The sequence below is a fragment of the Psychrobacillus sp. BM2 genome, assembly GCF_048572895.1.
Lineage (GTDB): Bacteria > Bacillota > Bacilli > Bacillales_A > Planococcaceae > Psychrobacillus.
In genome coordinates this window covers 803,528-825,490 of record NZ_CP183878.1, presented here as the reverse complement: position 1 = coordinate 825,490, position 21,963 = coordinate 803,528, and the positions used below count along the sequence as shown (strand labels likewise).

Sequence of the window (21,963 nt, the reverse complement as noted above, 5' to 3'; positions counted from 1 at the left end):
TACTTCTCTTCTTTATGGGGCAAATGCTTACTACTTTTCTTTATTTCCGCAAGTAGAAAAGATAATCTCCTTTCTCCATCTTTTAGTAAATAAACGCATTTCTAATTCAAAAGCATTTACAAATAAATTAATTACTCTCTAAAATTTGATCAATCTTATCCTCTAAGCAATAATCTATGCTGAATCTTCTAGTGGAGTACTACACACTGATTGATTGTAGTGAAAGGCGGCGACTCCAGCGGGATAAGCGAGAAAGTCGAGACCCCGCAGGGAGCATAGTGACTGAGGAGGCTCGACCTCGCCTGCGGAAAGCGTCCGCCTGAAACGGAAATCATAGTATTATTCATTTTTAAAAGTACCGCAAACCCAGTGTTCACGGTACATTTTTATATACTTTCTAATCTTTTAAAAAAAGTCTCACACTAAGTTTCTGGTGTGAGACTCTTCATTATATATTTTTTGTATTGACCTTTGTACTCCTAGCATTACTCAGTGCTGCAGTTAATACAACAAATCCGATCATTAGCAGGAATATTAAGTCAAGCAACCCGGTATGCATGGAAACCGTGAAAATAGTTAATACAAAAGCAAATGCTACTGCTTGATAACTATCATAACCATTTTGTTTCACCTGATTGTACAACATGGAAATAATCACTCCATATAAAAGGAATCCTATTGCAACTAACAAGTAACCTCCATCTAAGAAGAGCTGTCCAATATAGGTTGGAGTCGTAGTTCTTGTTGGTCGAGTTATATACTTACCTTCTTCAACGCTCAACGAGTTAACGATTTCTGTAACCTTCATACGAGGTGAAATTTGTTCACCAGGTAAAATTGTAGAGAAGATACCACCGTGAATTTCACCATTTAGATATTCTTCTTCTTTTGTATACTCAATAATTTTACTTAATACGATATGACCAGTAACAGCCTCTCCGTTCAATGAACGAATCCATTTAGGAACAAGGTTAACTTTTCTTTCAACCGAAATTAACTTTTCTGCATCAGTCACTGAAAGTTCAACATCAGGTTGCTCTCTTGAGTTAAAATCCTTAGATGTATCTTCAGACAGTACTCTAAAGAAACCGAATAACGAGAAGAAAATTCCTATTACTAATAAAGTAGTTAAAAACCAAGTTAATTTGATACGTTTAACAGCGTAGTGGAAAATAATAAGACCGGTAAATAGCATCAAAATAATTGGTGTTCTATATCCCATCATTAGGAACATCACCATTATTACACCGTAAATAACAGCATATAGAAGCAATTTACCTTTAGTCATATTTTTTTCTTTAATAATTTTTAGAGATAAGATGAGAATAGCACCAAACCAAAGTAACTGACTTAAAAAGTTTAACTTAGGATCCAGATTACGACGCACTGACTCATCTGAAATTCCGACATCTCCACCTGTCATCATTGTAAAATACGCAAGTCCGCCTATTATTACAAGTGCCCAGATCATCCAAATTACATATCCTCTAAGAAACGAAAGTCCAAAGGTAGGGAATGTCCATCCTTTTTTATCTACAAAGTAAACTCCTATATAATAACAGACTAACGCTAAGATAACTGATGGCCAAATAGATGTATTTACATTAAATAACTCAAATCGATGAAAATCAAAAAGGCTGATAAAGAAATACAAAACTAATATAAACGGTAAAAAGAAATAAGGTGAAAATGTATCGATTTTATTTAAATTCTTAATTTGCTTTTTTATGTTATTTTTCATAATTTAGTAACCATCACACTAGATAGATGATGAATTTCCTCCCTTAGATAAAATAGTTTTCACGAATTCATTGTTGAATAACATGAGAACTAAAAAGTAAACTACTGCACCTGGTAAAGCAATTGTTAAAATGTGTAATAGTGGTGGTAAATCAGCTATTTCGGTAAATTTATCAACCAAATTTATAGCCGCAAACATTGTAGCTGTTGCAATCACTACTTGTAAAGTATTTTTCAACAAATAGATTTTGTTCATACCACCGATCAATTTCCATAACGTTACAAACGTAATAGTGGAATATAGAACTGCAACAATGGAGGTAGAAAACGCTATACCCTCGGCACCGAAATAATTCGAAAATATCCAGTTCGATGCAATGTTAAGGAAAATTGAAATTATACCGATTCTCATCATATAATGACCTTTTTCCAATGTATAGAACCCTTTTGCAATGATCGCCTGAATCGAATAAAAGAACGTAGAGCCTATGTATAAAACTGCATAGGATGCTGTTACTTGAGTGGAAGCAGAAGTAAATGCACCACGTTCGTATACAACACTTACTAATTCTTGCATTAGAAAGACCATTCCAGTTAAAGCAGGTGTTAAGAAAACTAGTAAATATAATACTCCTTTTTCTATACCACTACGAAATTTTAACATATTATTCTCTGACCTTGCACTGGCGATAATAGGAAATACAATGGTTGCTATTGTGACAGCAAAGATTGCCTGTGGAATATTAACTAGTCTAAATGCATAGTTTAGATTGGAGACTGTACCCTCCACACCTATTCTAGCTGCAAAAAAAGAATTTACCGTTAAGTTTATTTGACCGACTGCTATAGTTAAGCCAACAGGAAGGAAAATTCCATAAAAATCGAATACTTCTTTTCTATCCATTTTCTGTTTCCAGTTAACAAATTTCTTCGGCGTACGATAAACAAATTTTATAAGTAAACTCAAGATAGTTCCAACTAAATAACCAACTGGTACAGCTAGTATTCCTATTAAATCGTGGAATAGAAGTGTAAAGATAATTGTAACTAAAACTACACTTGTCTGAGAAAAGACAGAAAATGAAAATTTCTTCTGTGCATCAAAGTAACCTTCATAAACAGCATTTACTCCAACTAATACAACGGAACCAAAATAAATGACACTTACCCAAATAGCAATTTCCATTCCGCCTTCAAATGCGGAAAAGCTCGGATAAAATATATGTATAATCGGAGAGCTAAGTAACATTCCAATTATGGCTATTCCTAATGCTATCCAAAATGTTCCTTTAATAATATTGGTTAAATGAGAATCTCCTCTACCTATCCCTTCAAACTTATAATAACTTGGTAAAAAAGCATCCTTCATACCAGTTAATAAGAACAAGATGATTGCATTTGGAATCGTCATAGCGGCAAAATATACATCTGCTTCAAAGGAATCCGCAAAATAAGCTGCAATAACAAGATCTCGAATCATACTGGAGAATTTTAAAATAATTGTAGATAATAGTAAAAATAGAGATGCGAACTTTAATTTATTCATAACTAATCCCACCCGTACTGCTAGGAAGTATTAGAACATCATAATTTATTTTCGAATGCAATTGTTGATAAATAGATGAGGCTACTTTATATACAAGTTTTACGCTTCTTCTAAGCATAATCTGCAAGTCTGACATAATTTTCAATGATGTCATCATATTGCAGAGCCTAAGGACAAAAACACTCTTCATCTTGTTCTTCCTTTCATTTGGAACTTACTAGTCCCTAGATTGCATTTTTTTATTATATCATATTTACTTATGAAATACATTTTCGCATTAAAAAGTTTATACCCTTTTTCTACAAGGAAATTTTAACTTCAAATTTTAATTTTTATACAAAATAGAAACCCTTTAAGAAGTAGTATAATTTCCATGAATGTTCATGGTTTACACACACTGCTTAAAGGGTATAGATTAACTATTAATGTTATTTTAGTCTGTTTATAAATGTGTCCATTTGTGTATAGGTAACATTGTCGTTTATTCCGAAGGTTCCATCAGGCTTCCCTATTGTTACTCCATTTTGAGCTAAAATTTGAACATATTCACTTGCCCAATGAGTTGTATCTACATCTGTAAAATTATGCGTTCCAGCTGCAGGCTTTAGATTAAATGCTTCGACTAAAACTTTTGCAACATGTGCTCTTGTAATTGGTTTCGAAGGGTTAAATTTACCTTCTTCATTACCACTGAATATTCCTGCTGCTGTAACTGAATTTATCGCTTCATAATATTCCGAAGTTGTTTTAACATCTGAGTAACTTGTTTGGTTATTCGCTAAAGGAAGATTCAGCTTTCCTGCAATACTTTTTGCTACTTCTGCTCTACTAGCAAAAATACTCATATCAATACTTGCGGATTTTACTTCGACTTTTTCTATCGCTTGCGGTTGTTGTAATACTCTCTTTGCACCTATGTATTTGTCGCCCCAATAGTATGGGTCATTAATAGATGAAACACTAACACCATTCGAGGTTGATGAATGTATGAACTGGTTAGATCCAATATATATTCCAGCATGAGAAACTCCATTGCCTGATGTATTAAAGAATACTAAATCTCCAGTTTCTAAATTACTTTTACTAACGCTTGTACCTTCTTTATATTGTTCTGAGGTCGTTCTAGGTAAATCTAATTCTACATCCTTAAATACTTGTTGGATAAATCCTGAACAGTCAAAGCCTTTAGATGTAGTGCCTCCGTAGGCATAAGGCGTTCCTATATAATTATAAGCTTTCGTTTTAATTTCACTTGGCGATGCTGCATTTGCAGCTGTAACATTCATCATAAGTATTGCTGAACTAAGCAAACATACTTTTAAAACTTTCTTAAACATTATGTTGTAAAACCTCTCTCTATAACAAATTCTGTAGTAAGCATAACATCATTTTGTGTCGCCAAACATTACAGTTATATATCATATAAATAACAAGGAAGTAACAAAAAGATGTCAAGAAAAAAAGACAGCACTTAGTCACTATTTGACTAGGCACTGCCTGTTAATATTATTGAATTGAATAGTAATCTCTAATCCCATTAAATATGGATTGAGCATAAATTTCTATATATTTATCATTCACTAGTTTATTAAAATCTTGCTGATTTGTAATAAAACCTAGTTCAACCAATACGGAAGGAATCTCCATTTGTTTAATGACGTAAAACTCTCCTTCTTTTATACCACGATTATTCATACTTGCATTTTTTATAATTTCTTGTTGAATTTTCGTAGCAAGAACTTTGCTTTCAGCTCCATTGTCATTCGCTGATAAGTTATAGAATGTTTCTGTTCCTGTAACACTTTTACTAGCTGCAGCATTTACATGTATACTAACAAAAAGTTCTGTGTTTGTAGACTTAGACAATGCCACACGGTCTTGAAGTGTTGGATACGTATCACCACTTCTAGACATGATAACCGTTGCTCCTGCACCTTTAAGCTTTTGTTCCACAAGTTTTGCCACTTTAATGACTATACTCTTTTCTGTAACACCTTGACTAGAAGCACCTGGATCTTTTCCACCGTGACCGGCGTCCATTAAGATAATTCTATTTTTTAGTACACTTCCAGATTGATTTAACAGTTTCAGATAAATTTTACTTACATACCCTTGTCCACCACTATATTTAACTTTAGCCCAAGAGCCATTAAGACTTTCTACTGTAACTATTTTACCTTTTGTTAAACTACCGACACTCGCATATGTTGCTCCTGGACCACTCCGAACATTTAGCGATGCTGCTGTTACTTTACCAATAACGTCTCCTAAACTATCAGATCCAGTGTCTTCGGGTATTGTAGCATCCTTTGTATAGCTTGCACTTATGTAACCTGGGATATTACCCACTTTTACTAAATACCAGCCGTCATATAATCCGTACGTTTGTAATTCTGTATTTTGACTTACCATACCAATAATTGTCGAGCTAGATGTTGGTTTACTTCTAATATTTAAATCAGGAGAGGTTGTTAATACTTTTCCAGTGGAATCACCAATTTCCTTGTCATTAATATCTAAGAAACTTGTAAATGCACTGCTAATGTATTGTAATTCACCTTTATAATCTATTTTTAACCAATCACCTGTGACTTCATAAACAAATACTTTTTCCTTATCGGCTAGTTTACCGACAACTGTCCCAGAATTGTTTGGTGCTGATCGAACATTAAGCGTATCATTATTAACATTAATAATGACTTGTCCGATAGATTTACTTGAATCAGGTAAAGTTACACCTTCGACTTCTTCTTTATATACTTTAAATTCGTCTTCCATTCCACGAGCTACAAAAAGACTAAATTGTCTACGAGTCACGCCATTATTTGGCATGTATTTATTATCGGAACCCTGTGTAATACCATTATAATAAATAGCCTTTACATACTTAGCTAAATCGGCATTATTATTTATATCAGAAAAAACAATAGGCTTGTTTGCGAATTCAGTTAAACTCAATTTAAACGTTTTAACCAAAGCTTTACTCATATCATCCCTAGTAAAAGGTTTAAAAGGACTAAAGTTGCCATTTCCAGTTCCTGACATGTACCCAAGTTTTACAGCTTGTTCAATATAATCAGAATCTGTTAGTTTTACATCTTTAAAACTCGATTTACTAACCTTTAACGGCCCATGTCCACTTGCAAGAACAAGCATTTTTGCTGCTTGATAGCGAGTTAATACTTCAGTTGGTTTGAATTTCTGAACTCCACCACTTTCATAGCCTTTAATAATACCTTTATTGTATATATATTCAATTTCCTGATAACCTTCGTCCGAATTCGATACATCTGAAAAAGTATTTGCAGCTTTCGCCTGTAGTGAAAGCGAAAAAGCTAATACTAGCACAAGACTGATAGTAACAATTTGTTTAATTTTACCTAACACTTTTGAGCTCCTCTCCTTTATCCTTCTACGATAATATCAAAAATCCCCTTCCATTAATATCCTCATTTTTACTCAATTTTATAATTTCCCTACAAATTCCTCGACTTTTTGATAAAAAGGGAGATTATCTTCGTTAATACATTATAAATTTACAAGTTTTTCTATATTACACTATAATATAGTAATGAATATGGTAGAAGCAAGTCAGTTATTTATTTTATTTCTTTAAAGAGTGTTCTATTGAGCAACCCGATAAAAAAGCTGAATCAATGTCTATGTGACTTGATTCAGCTTTTTTAAAATTATTTGCTGGAGAACATATGGACGTAATAATACTGATTGTTATCGTTTAACGCTATGCCTACACCAATTGTCGTAAACTTTTTGTTTAGTATATTAGCCCGATGACCAGGAGAATTCATCCAAGCAGTAACTACCTCAGCAGATCCTTCGTAGCCATGTGCAATATTTTCTCCAAAGGTTTTATAGAAGTAACCAAACCCTCCTGCCATATCCCAAGGAGCTCCATATATTGGCGAAGTATGCTCAAAATAGTTATGGACAACCATGTCCTCCGCTTTTATAAATGCTATTTGGGATAGCGTTTTGTCTTCAACTAAGGAAGTCAATCCTTGTTTTTTTCGCTCTGCATTTACTAGTTTAATAGTTTCAGAGACAAAACTCACATTTGCTTGTTCTATACTTTTATATTCTTTTTCATATGGATCATAGATAATTTCATTTTTTGCTGGATTTTTCTTATATTCCAAACTTCTATCTAATAGTACTAACGCCTGGACTCTGGTCACTGCACTACTAGGCGCAAAGGAAGTTTTCGTCTTACCAGTTGTGATTCCTGTTTTAGTTAAAAAAGCTATGTAAGGCGCTGCCCAATGGTCTTCACGTACATCTGTGAAAGGAACTTTTACTTCTTTTTCAACTTGAAAATCATTCATTAAAACGATAATTTTAGATAGTTGTGCTCTTGTTAATGTGTCATTAGGATTGAAATTCAAGCCGTCATTAAATATTCCAGCTTTTGTTAGCACTGCTATGTCCTTATACGCAGGATGATCACTCGTGATGTCTGTAAATGATGGCTTGTAATTAGTAGAATCAGGTAATTTTAAGACTCTATTAATAATTTGAGCTACTTGGGCTCTACTAATCGAGTTATTCGGACGAAAAGTCCCGTCTGGATACCCATTAATCACTTCATTCTTTTGATTGGAGACTAATACTGGATAATACCACTCATCCTCACTAACATCTGTAAATAGAGAGGCCTGTGCCATTCCAGGAAACAAAAAGACCATGAATAATCCTAGCAATAAGAATCTATTAAACTTTTTCAAGTAATTACCTCCTTTCTAATAAGTATACACAAGAAGTCCACTATAAACCAAAAATCCCTTCATATAATGTATATGAAGGGATTTATTAGTATTTATTTTAATAGATTATTAAAGTTAGAAACAAATTTTGCAGCCTGAGCACGAGTTGTTCCTTCTGTAGGTCTAAATTTCCCATCAGTTCCAGAACCAATATTTAGTTCTTCTATCATGTTAATAGCTTTTACAAACTCTCCATCGTATTTCCCTAAATCTGTGAATGTAGATTTTACTTTTACTGCATAATCAACTTCAGCTTTAGCATCATATGCTCTATTAAGCATCAACGCAAATTGTGCACGAGTAACAGGTTGGTGAGGCAAGAACTTCCCATTAACACCTTTTACAATCCCAGCCTCAGCTGCAGCTGCGATTTCAGCTTTTGTATCAGCATGGAGATTAGCTGTATCTGTAAATGTTGCTGTTCCTTTTGCTTCCAAACCGATAGCACGTACGATTAATGACGTAGCTTGAGCACGAGTCAATTGTTTGTTTGGTGAATAGGTAGAATTAGTAGTTCCTTTTGATAAACCTAGATAGAATAAATCTTGAATATATGAGTAGTGCCAGTCAGTTGTTTTAACGTCATTAAATGGTATTACAACGCTAATTCTTCCCTCTTCCACTGGGTTTACTTTATCAAGAGTTGTAATGTATTCAATAAACATTTCCCAGTCAACATTTCCTGGTTCGCTTACTCGACCTTCAGCATAAGCAGTTTCAAAGGCTTTAAAGCCATCTCCACCTTTTGCAGTAAATGTGTTTGTTGCTACTTTATATGTTTTAGAATTATCTAAGTTTACATATTTATTGCCTTCTTTTACTTGTACACTTAGAACACGTTTACCTGCTTCTGCGGTACCATCAAAAGTGTACTTTAAACCAGAAACATGTAGGAATGCTCCTTTTTCTTTAGGAAACTCATCCACAGCATGTTCCAGTAAAGATTTAATCTCTGCTCCTGTCACAGACGCTATAGCTAATGCATTACCAAAAGGCATAACAGTCAAAACTTCCCCAACTGTAATATCTCCTGCATCAATGGAAGCACGAATACCTCCACCATTTTGCATAGCAATAACAGTTTCAGCGTCAATTTTTTTAGCAGTTGCTAACATACCATCTGTGATTAAGTTACCGAGATTTGTTTCTGCTGTACGAACGCCACCAAGTCCGCGTCCTCCATTAAGTCCTGCATCCGCCACTTTTCCTGTTGATGTACTTTTTACTTTTTCAATCGAATCAGCATACGGTTTTAGTAGTTTAGCAGTTTCTGCATCTGGAGTTTCTACTGCCGCAACATCGTGTAAGACTCCTGTGTGATCTGTAATAACCCCTTCAGTATTGAATGAAACATCTAATTGACCTAAAAATTTATTGTACTCATTTGCTTGAACGATAAGAACTGGCTTCCCTTTTACAGTTAGCTCTTTAGGTGCATCCAGTTTCGTATGTGTATGACCACCTACAATAATATCGATTCCAGGTACTTTTTCTGCAAGCAATAAATCATTATCGTATTTCGCCGCATCATCATAGCCAATATGAGTAAGCGCTATGATTTTATTTACCCCCGCTTTTTCAAATGCAGCTACTGCTCCTTTTGCAGCTTCTACATAATCAGTGAACGCTACATCATTAGGACTTGAAATGTCGACAGTTTCTGAAGTTGTTAAACCAAAAATACCAACCTTTTCTCCACCAACTTCTTTTATAATCCCGTTATATACTTGTCCATTAGCAGCTGTTGATGAATATTCTTTATTTTGAAGACCTTTAAATAGAGCATCCTTCGAAAAATCAACATTGGCACTTACAAATGGAAACTCAGCTTTTTTGATAAATTCTGCAAGACCTAAATGACCGTCAGACGAAGAACCTAGATCAAATTCATGGTTTCCGAAAGTCATCGCATCATATTTTAATAAATTCATAAACTCTAAATCAGCTAAACCAGTATATTGGTTAAAATATAGCGTTCCAGAGAAAACATCCCCTGCATCAAGAAGCAGATTATTTTTGTGTTCAGAACGAATCTGTTTTACAACAGTCGCTCGCTTTGCAACTGCATCTACGTTTGCATGTGTGTCATTCGTATGCATAACAGTAAGGTTGAAATCTCCCTCAGCTGCTAAACTAGTTTGAGGTGTTAAAGCTAACCCTAGACCAGCCGCAATTGTTAATGCTGCTATACTTTTATAAGTTCTTTTGTACATTCTTGCACCATCCCTTTTTATATTATCAATCTCTTTAACTATACTATAGTTTAGATAATTTGAAATATTAAATTTTACTAAACTATGATTTTGAAAAAGTGAAACTTCAAACAGTAGGAGTTTTCTTTCCCCCCCCACTGTTTGTTAGTTGAACCACTCGGGCCTTGGCAGGTGCTGTGTCTCACTTATGCAGGAAACAGGTTTCATTTTAATACGTTTAATAAAATCAGAAACTATGCATACTTACATAAGTCCAGATTAATAATCAGGAGCATGTATTCATATATTTACGAAAAGCCTTTGTAGTTATAAGAAATGAGGACCATGAATGTCGAAGAAAATAATTTGGATTACCATTATTAGTTGCTTACTTTTAGGTGGAACTGTATACGCTACTAGTATTTATAAAAATGTAACTACGACACTCGAAACTATCCACGAACCTGAAATTCGTAAAGTCTCTAAACTTCGAGTGACGGAAGTAGAGCTCGTAGAAAAAGAGCCAATTTCGGTATTATTACTCGGTGTGGATGAACGCGAGGCAGATGTCGGACGTTCAGACACTATTATTGTACTCACTGTTAATCCCTCTCTTGCTTCGATAAAAGTACTGAGTATCCCTAGAGACACATATACGGAAATCATCGGATTAGATAAAAAGGACAAATTAAATCACGCGTATGCATTTGGTGGAATAGATATGGCACTTCATTCGGTCGAAAACTTAATAGATATTCCCATTGATTATGTTGTGCAGGTTAATATGGAAAGCTTTTTAGAAATTGTCGATAGTGTCGGAGGTGTTACAGTCGAGAACACTTCTGCTTTCGAGGAAAACGATTATCAATTTGAAAAAGGTCCAATCCATTTAGATGGGGATATGGCACTTAGTTATGTGCGCATGCGGATGAATGATCCGCAGGGGGACTTTGGGAGACAGGAACGCCAAAAACAAGTTCTCCTAGCCGTTTTAAAGAAAGGTGCTTCTTTGAATAGCTTGCTCCACTACAAGGAGTTATTGACCACATTAGCTGACAACATCCGGACGAATATGACGTTCGATCAAATGATAGATATTCAAAAAGGTTATAAGGATGCACTTACAAATGTAGAATCTATTTCGCTAACAAAGGGAAGTGGCAAGCGCATGAATGATATTTGGTACTATGTGCCCGATGAAGATGAGCTAACTGGAGTGACGATGCTTTTGAAGGAACATTTGGAGCTTGAATAGTGGTAAGCTGTAGCTGGGAGTTGTTTACTTGCGGTTGATCGATGAATACTTGCGGGCATGATGGGATATACTTGTGCTCTCCCCGCATAATCATGGCATTCTCGTATTGATATGAATCGCTCTCGTATAAGCTCATTTCTCTCTCGTACAGAGGCAATTCTCTCTCGCATAATCATGGCATTCTCGTATAGGTATGAAGCTCTCTCGTATAAGCTCATTTCTCTCTCGCATAATCATGGCATTCTCATATAGGTCTGAATCTCGAGTTGAATACTTGCGCTCGCGTGGCATTTACTTGCGGAACGGGATATTCATCCATTTATACTAACTCAAAAAGGCTATTCCCTATAAAACGGAATAGCCTTTTCCTTTATACATTGTTATCACTCTTTCGCTTGAATACGATTGATATCTTTAAACCACTCACAGGTCAGCATAGCATCTCCTAATTTACGTAGCTGCCATGTTTCTTCTATATAAATGGTACTTAATAATCCAATATGCGGTTTGTCGGCAATTTCTATTGCTACGACACTTTCATATATACGTACCATTTCTTTAGCAAGTGCTTTTGCTTCAAATGTTTGGACATCCTCTTGTAAAGTGGCGAATATCTCCAATGCCGTGCTAAGTTGTTGGAGCTTTTCATGAACGATCGATTTCAGGTTTGATTCCTCACATTTTTGAAGTCGCTGCTCCATTGCTTGAACAAATAGATGATGGACACTGAATTTATTCACCAATCGTATGAGCTCTAGTGCTAGGATATTCGCGGTTCCTTCCCATACTGTCAGCACCTGGGCATCCCGTAATAATCTAGGAGTTACGAAGTCCTCGATATAGCCGTTACCTCCGTGCATCTCGATTGCTTCATGTGCAAAGTGAATCGCTTGCTCGGCCGTTTCTTTCTTTAACAAAGCTATAAACAATCGATTCAAAATAATTTCTTCCTTCGAAGCCTCTCCACTTACGACCCGATCATACTGCTCAATCAGATCAAAGGTTGTATAAAGTTCTATCTCTAACTTCGCACGCATCCGACCCAGCGAATCCTGAATCATAGGAAATTCATTTAATTTATTGCCAAATGCAGTCCGTTTCTCCGCATAGGCAAATGACTCATTATAAGCTCGACGCATAATGCCCAGTGACGCTACTATATTACAAATACGCGAAAGATTCAGTGCCTCCAGCATGTATTTCAACCCATTTGCAGGATCTCCAACTACATATCCTAAAGCGCCTTCAAATTCCACTTCTCCACTTGGAACTGCTCGAACACCTAGTTTATCCTTCAATCGACGAATCCTAATGCCATTTAATGAACCATCTGCATTTTTCCAAGGAACAGCAAATAACGTCAGTCCTTTAGAGCCGCTTGGAGCACCTTCGATTCGTGCAAGCACCATGGCAACTCCAGCCATTCCAGCGTTTGAAGCAAAATACTTTTCTCCAAATAAACGATAATGCTCTCCTTCCTCAATAGCTTTTACTTCATTGGCACCTACATCCGATCCACCCTGACGCTCCGTTAAAAAAGTCGCACCTTCGTAAAGTTCTGTATCACCCGTTGCGATAACATGGGGAAGAAATCGTTCTTTCACCTCTTGGTTCGCATAATGATCAAGCAAATAACCAGTAGCCATCGTCAGTGTTACAGGACAATAAAATCCGGGTTCCGATTGAGATAATACATATCCTTGCGCAAAGCTATAAACATAGTTTCCTTTTTGTCCAAGCTCCGGTATTTCTTTATGCAAATAACCTACTATGCCTGTTTCATATGTCTCCTTTACTGTCTGCTTATAGCCTTCATTTACCCAAATGACTGACTGATCATCCCCGAACTTATCATATTTAACAAGCTTCGGCTCTCCTTCACGGTCGGTATGGCGTGCACGTTCATCTATTTCGTTTGCTACTAGTTCTCCAAATGCTTGGAGCTGATCCTGCGCATATACATGGAATGCTGGATTTAACTTTGACTTCAATATATCCTGTAATGATTCATCTCCTGCAAAGTAATTTGCTCTTTCCATTTTATTTACCTACTTCCCTTAATGACTGCTTCAGAATTTTCCCGGATGCATTCCGTGGAAGAGCTTCAACTTGTTCAAAGAGCTTTGGTATTTTGAAGGAGGAAACTTTTCCATTCAAATGTTCTATTAAATCCTTTGGCTCTACTGGTCTGCTTGCTGCAAAATAAGCTTTAACGGTTTCGCCCCATTCTGTATGTGGAACCCCTACAATAGCTACTTCTGAAATTGCTTCATGGGTAATTAACGCATCCTCCACTTCCTTCGGATAAATATTTACTCCTCCTGAAATAATCATGTCCTTTTTCCGATCAACGATAAATATATACCCATCTTCGTCAACGCGAGCTAAATCACCTGTCTTTAACCAATCTCCACCAAAGGTCGCTGCAGTTGCTTCGGAATTTTTATAGTAGCCCAGCATCGTTCCATCGCCTCGAAGATAAATTTCCCCGACCTCATCTCCATTTACATCTTCTCCACCTGCACCTGCAACTCTAATTTCCGTGAACAATGCAGCTCGTTTTCCAATACTACCTGCCTTGTTCTCATGTTCAGGTCCTAACAACAGCGTCCCACTTGGACCCGCCTCCGTTAATCCGTAAACACATACAAGATTATTCGTTTTAAACGCCTGTTTCACATATAAAACCTCTCCACTCGACAATGGAGCACCCCCATAAATCCACCACTTCATCGAGCTTAAGTCTGTATGCTCAATTGCGGGATTCTTGCCGGTCATTAAATAGGCAACAGGAGCACCAAAGAAATGGGTCGTCCTTTCCTCCTCTACCGTTTTTAGCAGTAAATCAGGCGTAAATGTCGGTGTTAAAACGAGTGTTGCCCCAACTATTACACCAGCTACCATGAATAAATGAAGTGGAGCAGAATGACTAAGCGGCATCATTAATAGCAATCGACTTTCTGGTTTCATTTCCATTTCGATACAAATCATTTTTGCTACAGTCAGAACATTACGGTGACTGAAAAGCACTCCTTTTGGCTGCCCCGTCGTTCCGGACGTATATAGAATTGTAGAGGGCTCATCATCCGTAGAAGATGTGATGGGAAGCGCTTCCATTTTCTCTTTCGTCAATTCATTGAACGTAATCCATCCCTCGTGCTCGCCACCAGTTTTTACAAGGAGACATTCAGTATGTAAATCCTTTACTGTATCAAATAAAAGCTCATGCACAACGAATACCTTTGCATCTGCATGGTTTAAAATATACTCAATTTCCGCAAATGTAGACTTTGCATTAATCGGGACAATTACTGCTTCGATTCGATGTGCAGCAAAATAAGTAATGATAAATTCGGGAACATTAGGCATAAATAGAACAATCTTATCATCTTTCTTGATGCCCGATTTCAATAGTCCAGTTGACAACTTCTCTACTAAATTATTTAATGCTTGGTAGGTAAGTCTTTGCCCCATCCCAACTACAGCCTCATTGAGTGGATACTTCCTTGCGTTATGCTCTAATAATCTAGATAAATTCATTATTTTTCCTCCCTTTTTAGGTTTTCTAATTTATCTGTAAAAAGATGGAGTAATGAGCCCATTTCTTTTTTCATTTCCTCTAGTTCCTTAATCTTCTCCTCGATTTCCGCAATTTTTTCCTTGCCATATTCAATCGTTCTTTCTAATTGCTTTCTTCCCGTTCGGTCCATATCAAATAGCAGCACCATTTCTTTTATTTCTTCTAGCTGAAAGCCATATTGCTTTCCTCTTTGAATGAGTTTTAGCTTGGCACAATCGGCGGATCGATAAAATCTTCGGTTACTGTCAGTGCGAATGGGACTTAACAACCCCAGTTCCTCATAATAGCGAATAGTTCTCGTCGTAGTATTGAATTCTTTTGCAACTTCTGAAATACTTTTCATCTCGCCCCCGCTCCCCTTGAATATATTTTGAGCATAGCATTTACGTTAACGTAAACTTCAAGTGTTATTTAAAAATAAGACACTAAACAAACGTCTAGTGTCTTAGTATTATTATTTGTTTAATGTAAGGAGGAATTTTTCTAGTCTATTTAATCCTTTTTCTAATACAGCCATGCTATACGCATATGAAATTCGTATGAAACCTTCCCCAAATGAGGTAAATGCACTTCCAGGAACTACAGCTACTCCGCCCTCCTGTAATAGCTTCGTAGCAAAATCAAATGAATTCATTCCATACTTTCTTATATCAGGAAAAATATAAAAAGCTCCATTTGGCTTTTCAACTGCCAGCCCCATCTCCATTAACCGACTATAAACAAAGTCACGTCTTTTCACATATTCCAAATTCATTTCACTTGGAGTGTCTTTTGCATTAGTTAATGCCTCAATTGCTGCATATTGAGCAGGTAGTGATGCACAAATTGTGTTGAAGGCATGAACCTTTACTACATGCTCCATTACTTTTGGTGGCCCCATCAAGAAACCAATTCGCCAGCCAGTCATCGAATGCGACTTGGATACACCGTGAATATAAAATAATTTATCGCGTATTTCCTTGTAGTTCGCAAAGGAAAGGTGCTTTCCAGAGAAAGTGTTCTCGCTATATATTTCATCTGTTAGGACGAATAAATTCTTTTCTTTTATAACATCGACTAATCCATCCATCGTCTCTTTAGTTAGAACAACACCAGTTGGATTAGAAGGGTTATTGAAAAAAACAGCTTTTGTTTTATCTGTAATCAAGCTCGCAAGTCTTTCCGCAGATGGCTGAAAATTAGTATCCGTCGTATCTAAATACACCACTTTAGCTCCGCAAAGTTCAACAACTGGCACATAGCCTGAATAAGTAGGAGCAGGTAAAATAACCTCGTCCCCTTCTTCTAATATTGTTCGGAATACTGCATCTATCGCCTCGCTAGCCCCATTTGTAATAATTATTTCACGTTCAATATCATACGAGAAACCATATTTATCGGAGAAAAAAGAGTTCACAGCACTTCTTAGCTCTAGAAGCCCTGCATTATGCGAATACCCCGTTAAGTTTTGCTCGATTGCTCGAATACCTGCTTCTTTTACAGAAAGTGGGGTTGGAAAATCTGGCTGACCAATCGTCAAGTTAATCGCATCTGGGTAATTAACTAATTGATTGGAGAATTGCCGAGTCCCAGGAATTTTCAATGATTGCGCTCGAGGGTTTATTCGTATATTCATCATTTTATCTCTTCCTTCTATTCATTTTCTAGTATATTTATATGTAAGTATACTTTAAAGGGGCTAAGTTTATCATTACTTTTTGGATTATTTAGAACCCAGTGACAGGACTATAAAAAAAGAGCTATGCGACGTTATATTAAAACGTTGCATAACCCTTTATATTATTGTGGCATTTGATCGGTTTCATGGCTGAATTGCCATTCGATACCGAATTTGTCTCTTAAGGATCCGTAGCATTTACTCCAGAAAGTCTCTTGGAGATCCATGCTCACTTTACCGCCTTCTTTTAGTGCGTTAAATGCGGATTTGACCATATCTTCTTCTTTACTTACAAAAGCTAAACTGATATTATTTCCTGCTACAAACGGCGATCCAGGAAATGTATCAGAGAACATTACATTGCTACCATTAATATTTAAGCGAGTGTGTAGAACTAAATCTTTTGCTTCTTCAGGCAACACATAATCGGGGTTTTGTGGCGAATCGCCAAATGTCATAATTTCTGGTTTTTCTGTCTTAAATACTTCTGCATAAAATTCAGCAGCCTCTCGACAATTCCCGTTAAAAGTAAGGTATACATCTACAGCCATTTAGAACACTCCTCTTTTCAAATAATGTTATTATTCAATTAATAAACAACAACTTTATTATACCATTAGAGGGTCTAAAATAACATACAGTGAAACTTCTAGCAGTTGGGGTTTTCTTCATCCCCCGCTGATAGTTAGTTAAACCGGGATAAATATTTAGTAAACTTTATCGCCATTGAAAATAGAGTTTTTCACAATTACATAATCTACATTACGAATTGATTCTAATTTATTTCCGCCTGAATAAGAGATAGAGGATTGCAAATCTTGTTCCATTTCTCTCAATGTATCTTCTAAAGGTCCTTTATATTCTACAAACATTTTTTTACCTTCAACGTTTTTCTTTTCACCTTTTTGGAATTCAGATGCTGAACCGAAATATTCTTTGTATTGTTTACCGTCCTTCTCCACTGTAACACCAGGAGATTCCTCATGTCCTGCAAATAGAGATCCAATCATAACCATGGAAGCTCCGAAACGAACCGATTTCGCAATATCACCATGTGTACGGATTCCACCGTCTGCTATTATTGGCTTGCTAGCCGCTTTTGCACACCAACGTAACGCCGCCAACTGCCAGCCACCAGTTCCAAATCCAGTTTTAATCTTCGTGATACAAACTTTCCCTGGTCCGATACCAACTTTTGTTGCATCCGCTCCAGCATTTTCTAACTCTCTTACTGCTTCTGGAGTACCTACATTACCAGCGATGACAAAGCTTTTTGGTAAATGTTTTTTAAGATGTTTAATCATGTTAATGACTGCATTAGAATGACCATGTGCAATATCTATTGTAATGAATTCAGGAACAAGATTCTCTTCCGCCAACTGCTCTACAAAAGTGTACTCTTCCTCTTTGACACCAACGCTAATAGATGCAATTAAGCCACGTGTCTGCATACTTTTGATGAAGGCAATACGTTTTTGTGGTTCAAAACGATGCATAATATAGAAATAACCATTTTCAGCTAAATAATTCGCAATATTTTCATCTATAATTGTCTGCATATTAGCAGGTACTACTGGCAATTTAAATGTATGGCCTCCAAGTGTGACTGTAGTATCACATTCCGATCTACTATTAACCACACATTTTGCCGGAATTAATTGAATATCTTCATAATCGAATACGTTTTCCATCATTTACACTCCCAAATACGAATATTTATTATTAAATGAACTGAAATGTTCGTCCATCTGGTAATTTACCTCATATTTAGTAGTATGTCAATCCTTATGATGTTCATGTGCGAATATTTTATTGATTCTTTTCCGCTTGTTTATATCTACTTGCATTTCGAGTATTTTTATCCGGTCACTTAGTTCTAAAACCGCTTGCATAATTTGATGCTGATCTGCCTTTGACATATGTGTATGACGTTCTACCTGGCCAACCGTTTCCTCTACTTTTTGAATACTCCGATTCATTACTTGAACTAGATACTCAACAGTCATAGCTTATCTACCCCTTTCATTTCTTTTATTGTATCCACTTATGAAGTTAATTCAATTGTCGGAATTCATCATTAAATGAGACTATGTCATTTCTACTACCTTTTCGCTACAAAAATTCATTTTTGCTGCAATTTTGGTATTCAAAATATTTTTTTAATGTATCATGTCATATTCTGTTTTTGAATAATATAATAATAGAAAGGTATGAGGAGGAAATTTTCTATTAAACCAAATCCAAATCCAGTTGAACCAGAAGAAATGGCATATAGAAATGACCCAGATATACAAGCCTCACTTCATATGATTTGGGAGGGAGCACCTATTTCACCAATAGATTTGGAGAAAGAGGAGTTCGATCCACAATAATTTCCCCTACTATTGTAGGGTTTTTTTATTTGTTTTAAGATTTGGGACATGATAAGTTGAATGATATCGTTAACTAAAGGAGTAAAAAAATGATTATAAAAAAAATTATCATACGCCATATGAAAATGACGATGAAAAATCCATTCGTCACTAGTTTCGGAAGTATGCAGGAAAAGGAGTTTTTCTTACTAGAAGTATTCGATGAAGAAGGGAATAGTGGTTGGGGAGAATCTGCCGCTTTCCAAGCTCCATGGTATACAGAAGAAACGGTTCAAACTACCTTACATATGATTAGAGACTTTTTAATACCACTACTCTTGAACAAAAACATCAGTCATCCTGATGATGTTAGTGAAATATTTGCTCCAATCCGAAAAAACAATATGGCAAAGGCTTCGGTTGAAGGTGCTATTTGGGATTTATACGCTAAAAGAAATAATCAGTCACTATCAAAAGCTCTTGGTGGAATTGTCGAAAAGATTGAAGTTGGTATTAGCATTGGTATCCAATCAAGCACGGACAAGCTACTAGAGGTAGTACAGCAATATATTACAGATGGCTACAAACGTATTAAAGTGAAAATTAAACCTGGTTATGATATAGAAGTGATTCGTAAGCTAAGAGAAGAATTTCCTAATGTTCCATTCATGGCAGATGCGAATTCTTCCTATACTTTAGAGGATATAGGGCTATTAAAACAACTCGATAATTATAATCTAATGATGATTGAACAGCCTCTTGCGAGTGACGATATTGTCGATCATGCTACATTACAAAAACAGTTGAATACCCCTATTTGCTTGGATGAAAGTATCCTTTCTGTAGAAGATGCAAGAAAAGCGATCGAACTTGGTAGTACAAAAGTGATTAATATTAAAACTGCTCGTGTTGGGGGTCTTACAGAAGCAAAGAAAATTCATGATTACTGTATGGAAAAGGACGTTCCTGTTTGGTGTGGTGGAATGTTAGAGGCAGGTGTCGGACGTGCACATAATATCGCTTTAACCTCCCTACCAAATTTTATACTTCCTGGAGATACCGCAGGATCTTCTCACTATTGGGAAGAGGATATCATTTCCCCGGAAATAATTGTGACGGACGGTTTTATAGATGTACCGAAGGCTAATGGAATCGGATTTGAGCCAAACATGAAAGTAATAGAGCGTTTTATGTTGGACATGCTAGTTTTTGAATAGACTCGCGCTAATCTAATTTCGTAGTCATTTTATACCAAAGAAACTTGAGCACCTTCTAAGGTCAAAACCTGTTTTTATCGTTTTCGAAGCGCTTTGGACAGACTTATTGCTTTAGTATTACCGAATGTTTTTTTAGAGATGCTGGTCGTGACTAACGTCACGACCAGCATCTCTTTTCTCGGTAATCTTAGGGCGTTTGTCTGTTCGTCGCCCTTCTACAACTTTTATAAACAGGTTAATGCATTTTTGGTTAACTAGAGAAAAGCTACTAACTATTCCTAGAGTAAGCTCACGAAGATACAATTTCGTTCGCTATTTCGCTTCATTATTTGGTAAACACTTACTATTTCTCTATACCTCCACTAGTATAAATGAAAATCTGCTTTCTTCCTCTATCATTGGATCATCGCATTTCTAATGCAAAAGCGATTACAAATAATTGATCACTCTCTTAAGTTTGACCAATCTTATCATCTAAGCGATAAGCTATGCTGAATTTTCTAGTGGAGTACTACAAACTGATTGATTGTAGTGAAAGGTGGCGACTCTGGCGGGATGAGTGAGACAGATGAGCCATCACATAGACGCGTTAGCGACGGTGATAGCTCATCGCGCCCCCCGCGGAGGCCAACAGGAGGTTGGTCACGAAGGCGTTGCCACACGAGGTGGCGCTCTTAGCCTTTGTACCCCCACCTGAAACGGAAATCAGTAGTATTATTCATTCTTTCAAGTTCCACAAACCCAGTGTTCACGGAATATTTTTATATACTTTCTTTAAAAAAGCTCGGACATTATTATGTCCGAGCCTTTTTTAAAAACTAAATTGGTACTTTTACGAAATCTTGAACTGGTACATTATTAACTTTTGTTTCTAGCGCTTTAATTTTTGCTTCCAAATCCTGTAATAGGACGTTGCCTTCAACATTTTCTATTTTATTCATTAACTCTTTGAGCATGTGTAATTTTGCAACTGCTCTATTGGTTTCACCATTATCAAGCTTAGCTTCTGCATGTTTAATACCTGCGTAAATTGTTAAAGGTAATCGCAATTCTGCAATTTTCTCTTTTGCAGGGGCATTATATGTTGCCGCTAATGTTACTTTATTGTTTTCTCCTTCCACTCTATTGAATATAGATGTTCCTTTTATTGCTTTGTTTAAAGAATAATAGTTTGCTAACAAGTTATCCCAGTCCAAATCAGCTTTAGCTGCTTCAATTCCTGCTATCAATGGCAATATAGTATCTTTTCCATAAGCATCCGCCTCGGCATAAGTTACTGTCGAAGCTTTCGGTTTATTGTCACTTTTTTTCTGTTGTTTAACTTGGCTGTTCTGCTTTTCCACATAATTTATATCTTGCACATTCACAGATTTTTTATCTTTATTAAACCTATTCTCATATTTACCATTTGCACGATTATCTTTTTTCTTCGATTTCTCCCATTTTATGTTGTTATAATCACTTTTTTCTTGCTTATGATGATTCTTATCCATCATTCGATGAGATTGCCCTCTATTTTTACTTTGATCATTTCCATGTGCATCTCCTATTAAGGAGCTTCCCAAAATACCGGCCGATAGTAAAACTGTTGCAGCAGTAACTTTTAGTCCGTTATTCTTCATAAAAAATTCCTCCTCTTTCGTA

18 protein-coding genes are annotated in these 21,963 nt (G+C 36.2%); 3 read left to right on the top strand and 15 right to left on the bottom strand.

The features are described from left to right. Positions 1-448: 448 nt before the first annotated feature. From ACN6MX_RS03575 to ACN6MX_RS03545, 7 genes are all read right to left on the bottom strand, one after another. A complete protein-coding gene (locus tag ACN6MX_RS03575; protein ID WP_419961311.1) occupies positions 449-1,741 on the bottom strand; it encodes an oligosaccharide repeat unit polymerase in 1,293 nt (430 codons plus the stop codon). A gap of 18 nt (positions 1,742-1,759) precedes the next feature. Continuing rightward, a complete protein-coding gene (gene murJ, locus ACN6MX_RS03570; protein WP_419961310.1) occupies positions 1,760-3,286 on the bottom strand; it encodes a murein biosynthesis integral membrane protein MurJ in 1,527 nt (508 codons plus the stop codon). Continuing rightward, positions 3,279-3,476 carry a hypothetical protein gene (locus ACN6MX_RS03565; RefSeq protein WP_419961309.1) on the bottom strand — a complete coding sequence of 66 codons (198 nt, stop codon included), beginning with the start codon at positions 3,474-3,476 and terminating at the stop codon, positions 3,279-3,281. Before ACN6MX_RS03565 ends, murJ begins: the two co-directional genes overlap by 8 nt. Before the next feature lie 238 nt (positions 3,477-3,714). Further along, on the bottom strand, positions 3,715-4,623 hold the full coding sequence (locus ACN6MX_RS03560) for an NlpC/P60 family protein (RefSeq protein WP_419961308.1): 909 nt from the start codon (positions 4,621-4,623) through the stop codon (positions 3,715-3,717). Positions 4,624-4,792: 169 nt separating this feature from the next. Beyond that, the gene (locus ACN6MX_RS03555) at positions 4,793-6,673 is read right to left on the bottom strand and encodes an N-acetylmuramoyl-L-alanine amidase (RefSeq protein WP_419961307.1); all 1,881 of its coding nucleotides are present in this window, start codon (positions 6,671-6,673) and stop codon (positions 4,793-4,795) included. 302 nt (positions 6,674-6,975) lie between these two features. Then, the gene (locus ACN6MX_RS03550) at positions 6,976-8,028 is read right to left on the bottom strand and encodes an S-layer homology domain-containing protein (RefSeq protein WP_419961306.1); all 1,053 of its coding nucleotides are present in this window, start codon (positions 8,026-8,028) and stop codon (positions 6,976-6,978) included. A 92-nt stretch (positions 8,029-8,120) separates the two neighbouring features. Further along, positions 8,121-10,280 (bottom strand): 5'-nucleotidase C-terminal domain-containing protein, encoded by a 2,160-nt coding sequence (locus tag ACN6MX_RS03545; protein WP_419961305.1) that lies wholly within the window; start codon positions 10,278-10,280, stop codon positions 8,121-8,123. A 328-nt stretch (positions 10,281-10,608) separates the two neighbouring features. Between ACN6MX_RS03545 and ACN6MX_RS03540 the strand changes: the two genes are divergently transcribed. Then, positions 10,609-11,514, top strand: coding sequence for an LCP family protein (locus ACN6MX_RS03540; RefSeq protein ID WP_419961304.1), 906 nt, complete (start codon positions 10,609-10,611; stop codon positions 11,512-11,514). A gap of 383 nt (positions 11,515-11,897) precedes the next feature. Here ACN6MX_RS03540 and ACN6MX_RS03535 read toward each other — a convergent pair whose 3' ends face one another. The 7 genes from ACN6MX_RS03535 to ACN6MX_RS03505 form a co-directional block, all read right to left on the bottom strand. After that, positions 11,898-13,553, bottom strand: coding sequence for an acyl-CoA dehydrogenase family protein (locus ACN6MX_RS03535; RefSeq protein ID WP_419961303.1), 1,656 nt, complete (start codon positions 13,551-13,553; stop codon positions 11,898-11,900). A gap of 1 nt (position 13,554) precedes the next feature. Further along, on the bottom strand, positions 13,555-15,054 hold the full coding sequence (locus tag ACN6MX_RS03530) for a class I adenylate-forming enzyme family protein (RefSeq protein ID WP_419961302.1): 1,500 nt from the start codon (positions 15,052-15,054) through the stop codon (positions 13,555-13,557). After that, positions 15,054-15,437: a MerR family transcriptional regulator gene (locus tag ACN6MX_RS03525; RefSeq protein WP_419961301.1), complete on the bottom strand. Its 384-nt coding sequence runs from the start codon at positions 15,435-15,437 to the stop codon at positions 15,054-15,056. The genes ACN6MX_RS03530 and ACN6MX_RS03525 overlap by 1 nt, the downstream gene beginning before the upstream one ends. A 111-nt stretch (positions 15,438-15,548) precedes the next feature. Next, positions 15,549-16,709: an aminotransferase class I/II-fold pyridoxal phosphate-dependent enzyme gene (locus ACN6MX_RS03520; RefSeq protein WP_419962548.1), complete on the bottom strand. Its 1,161-nt coding sequence runs from the start codon at positions 16,707-16,709 to the stop codon at positions 15,549-15,551. Between the two features lie 164 nt (positions 16,710-16,873). Then, the gene (locus ACN6MX_RS03515; RefSeq protein ID WP_419961300.1) at positions 16,874-17,302 is read right to left on the bottom strand and encodes a VOC family protein; all 429 of its coding nucleotides are present in this window, start codon (positions 17,300-17,302) and stop codon (positions 16,874-16,876) included. Positions 17,303-17,458: 156 nt separating this feature from the next. After that, positions 17,459-18,442, bottom strand: a complete 984-nt coding sequence (gene guaC, locus ACN6MX_RS03510) for a GMP reductase (protein ID WP_419962547.1) — start codon at positions 18,440-18,442, stop codon at positions 17,459-17,461. A gap of 87 nt (positions 18,443-18,529) precedes the next feature. Next, a complete protein-coding gene (locus tag ACN6MX_RS03505; protein ID WP_419961299.1) occupies positions 18,530-18,757 on the bottom strand; it encodes a hypothetical protein in 228 nt (75 codons plus the stop codon). A gap of 204 nt (positions 18,758-18,961) precedes the next feature. Between ACN6MX_RS03505 and ACN6MX_RS03500 the strand changes: the two genes are divergently transcribed. Both ACN6MX_RS03500 and menC read left to right on the top strand, forming a co-directional pair. Beyond that, positions 18,962-19,123, top strand: a complete 162-nt coding sequence (locus ACN6MX_RS03500) for a hypothetical protein (protein ID WP_419961298.1) — start codon at positions 18,962-18,964, stop codon at positions 19,121-19,123. An 89-nt stretch (positions 19,124-19,212) separates the two neighbouring features. Further along, positions 19,213-20,319: an o-succinylbenzoate synthase gene (gene menC, locus ACN6MX_RS03495; RefSeq protein WP_419961297.1), complete on the top strand. Its 1,107-nt coding sequence runs from the start codon at positions 19,213-19,215 to the stop codon at positions 20,317-20,319. An 818-nt stretch (positions 20,320-21,137) separates the two neighbouring features. On the opposite strand, the gene ACN6MX_RS03490 is transcribed toward menC, so the two are convergent. Beyond that, positions 21,138-21,941 (bottom strand): hypothetical protein, encoded by an 804-nt coding sequence (locus ACN6MX_RS03490; RefSeq protein ID WP_419961296.1) that lies wholly within the window; start codon positions 21,939-21,941, stop codon positions 21,138-21,140. Positions 21,942-21,963: the final 22 nt, after the last annotated feature.

What these genes read in the sequence shown, in the direction of transcription:
- ACN6MX_RS03575 (WP_419961311.1), bottom strand. Translation starts at nt 1,741, where the DNA reads ATGAAAAATAACATAAAAAAGCAAATTAAGAATTTAAATAAAATCGAT.
- murJ (WP_419961310.1), bottom strand. Translation starts at nt 3,286, where the DNA reads ATGAATAAATTAAAGTTCGCATCTCTATTTTTACTATTATCTACAATT.
- ACN6MX_RS03565 (WP_419961309.1), bottom strand. Translation starts at nt 3,476, where the DNA reads ATGAAGAGTGTTTTTGTCCTTAGGCTCTGCAATATGATGACATCATTG.
- ACN6MX_RS03560 (WP_419961308.1), bottom strand. Translation starts at nt 4,623, where the DNA reads ATGTTTAAGAAAGTTTTAAAAGTATGTTTGCTTAGTTCAGCAATACTT.
- ACN6MX_RS03545 (WP_419961305.1), bottom strand. Translation starts at nt 10,280, where the DNA reads ATGTACAAAAGAACTTATAAAAGTATAGCAGCATTAACAATTGCGGCT.
- ACN6MX_RS03540 (WP_419961304.1), top strand. Translation starts at nt 10,609, where the DNA reads ATGTCGAAGAAAATAATTTGGATTACCATTATTAGTTGCTTACTTTTA.
- ACN6MX_RS03535 (WP_419961303.1), bottom strand. Translation starts at nt 13,553, where the DNA reads ATGGAAAGAGCAAATTACTTTGCAGGAGATGAATCATTACAGGATATA.
- ACN6MX_RS03530 (WP_419961302.1), bottom strand. Translation starts at nt 15,054, where the DNA reads ATGAATTTATCTAGATTATTAGAGCATAACGCAAGGAAGTATCCACTC.
- ACN6MX_RS03525 (WP_419961301.1), bottom strand. Translation starts at nt 15,437, where the DNA reads ATGAAAAGTATTTCAGAAGTTGCAAAAGAATTCAATACTACGACGAGA.
- ACN6MX_RS03520 (WP_419962548.1), bottom strand. Translation starts at nt 16,709, where the DNA reads ATGAATATACGAATAAACCCTCGAGCGCAATCATTGAAAATTCCTGGG.
- ACN6MX_RS03515 (WP_419961300.1), bottom strand. Translation starts at nt 17,302, where the DNA reads ATGGCTGTAGATGTATACCTTACTTTTAACGGGAATTGTCGAGAGGCT.
- guaC (WP_419962547.1), bottom strand. Translation starts at nt 18,442, where the DNA reads ATGGAAAACGTATTCGATTATGAAGATATTCAATTAATTCCGGCAAAA.
- ACN6MX_RS03505 (WP_419961299.1), bottom strand. Translation starts at nt 18,757, where the DNA reads ATGACTGTTGAGTATCTAGTTCAAGTAATGAATCGGAGTATTCAAAAA.
- ACN6MX_RS03500 (WP_419961298.1), top strand. Translation starts at nt 18,962, where the DNA reads ATGAGGAGGAAATTTTCTATTAAACCAAATCCAAATCCAGTTGAACCA.
- menC (WP_419961297.1), top strand. Translation starts at nt 19,213, where the DNA reads ATGATTATAAAAAAAATTATCATACGCCATATGAAAATGACGATGAAA.
- ACN6MX_RS03490 (WP_419961296.1), bottom strand. Translation starts at nt 21,941, where the DNA reads ATGAAGAATAACGGACTAAAAGTTACTGCTGCAACAGTTTTACTATCG.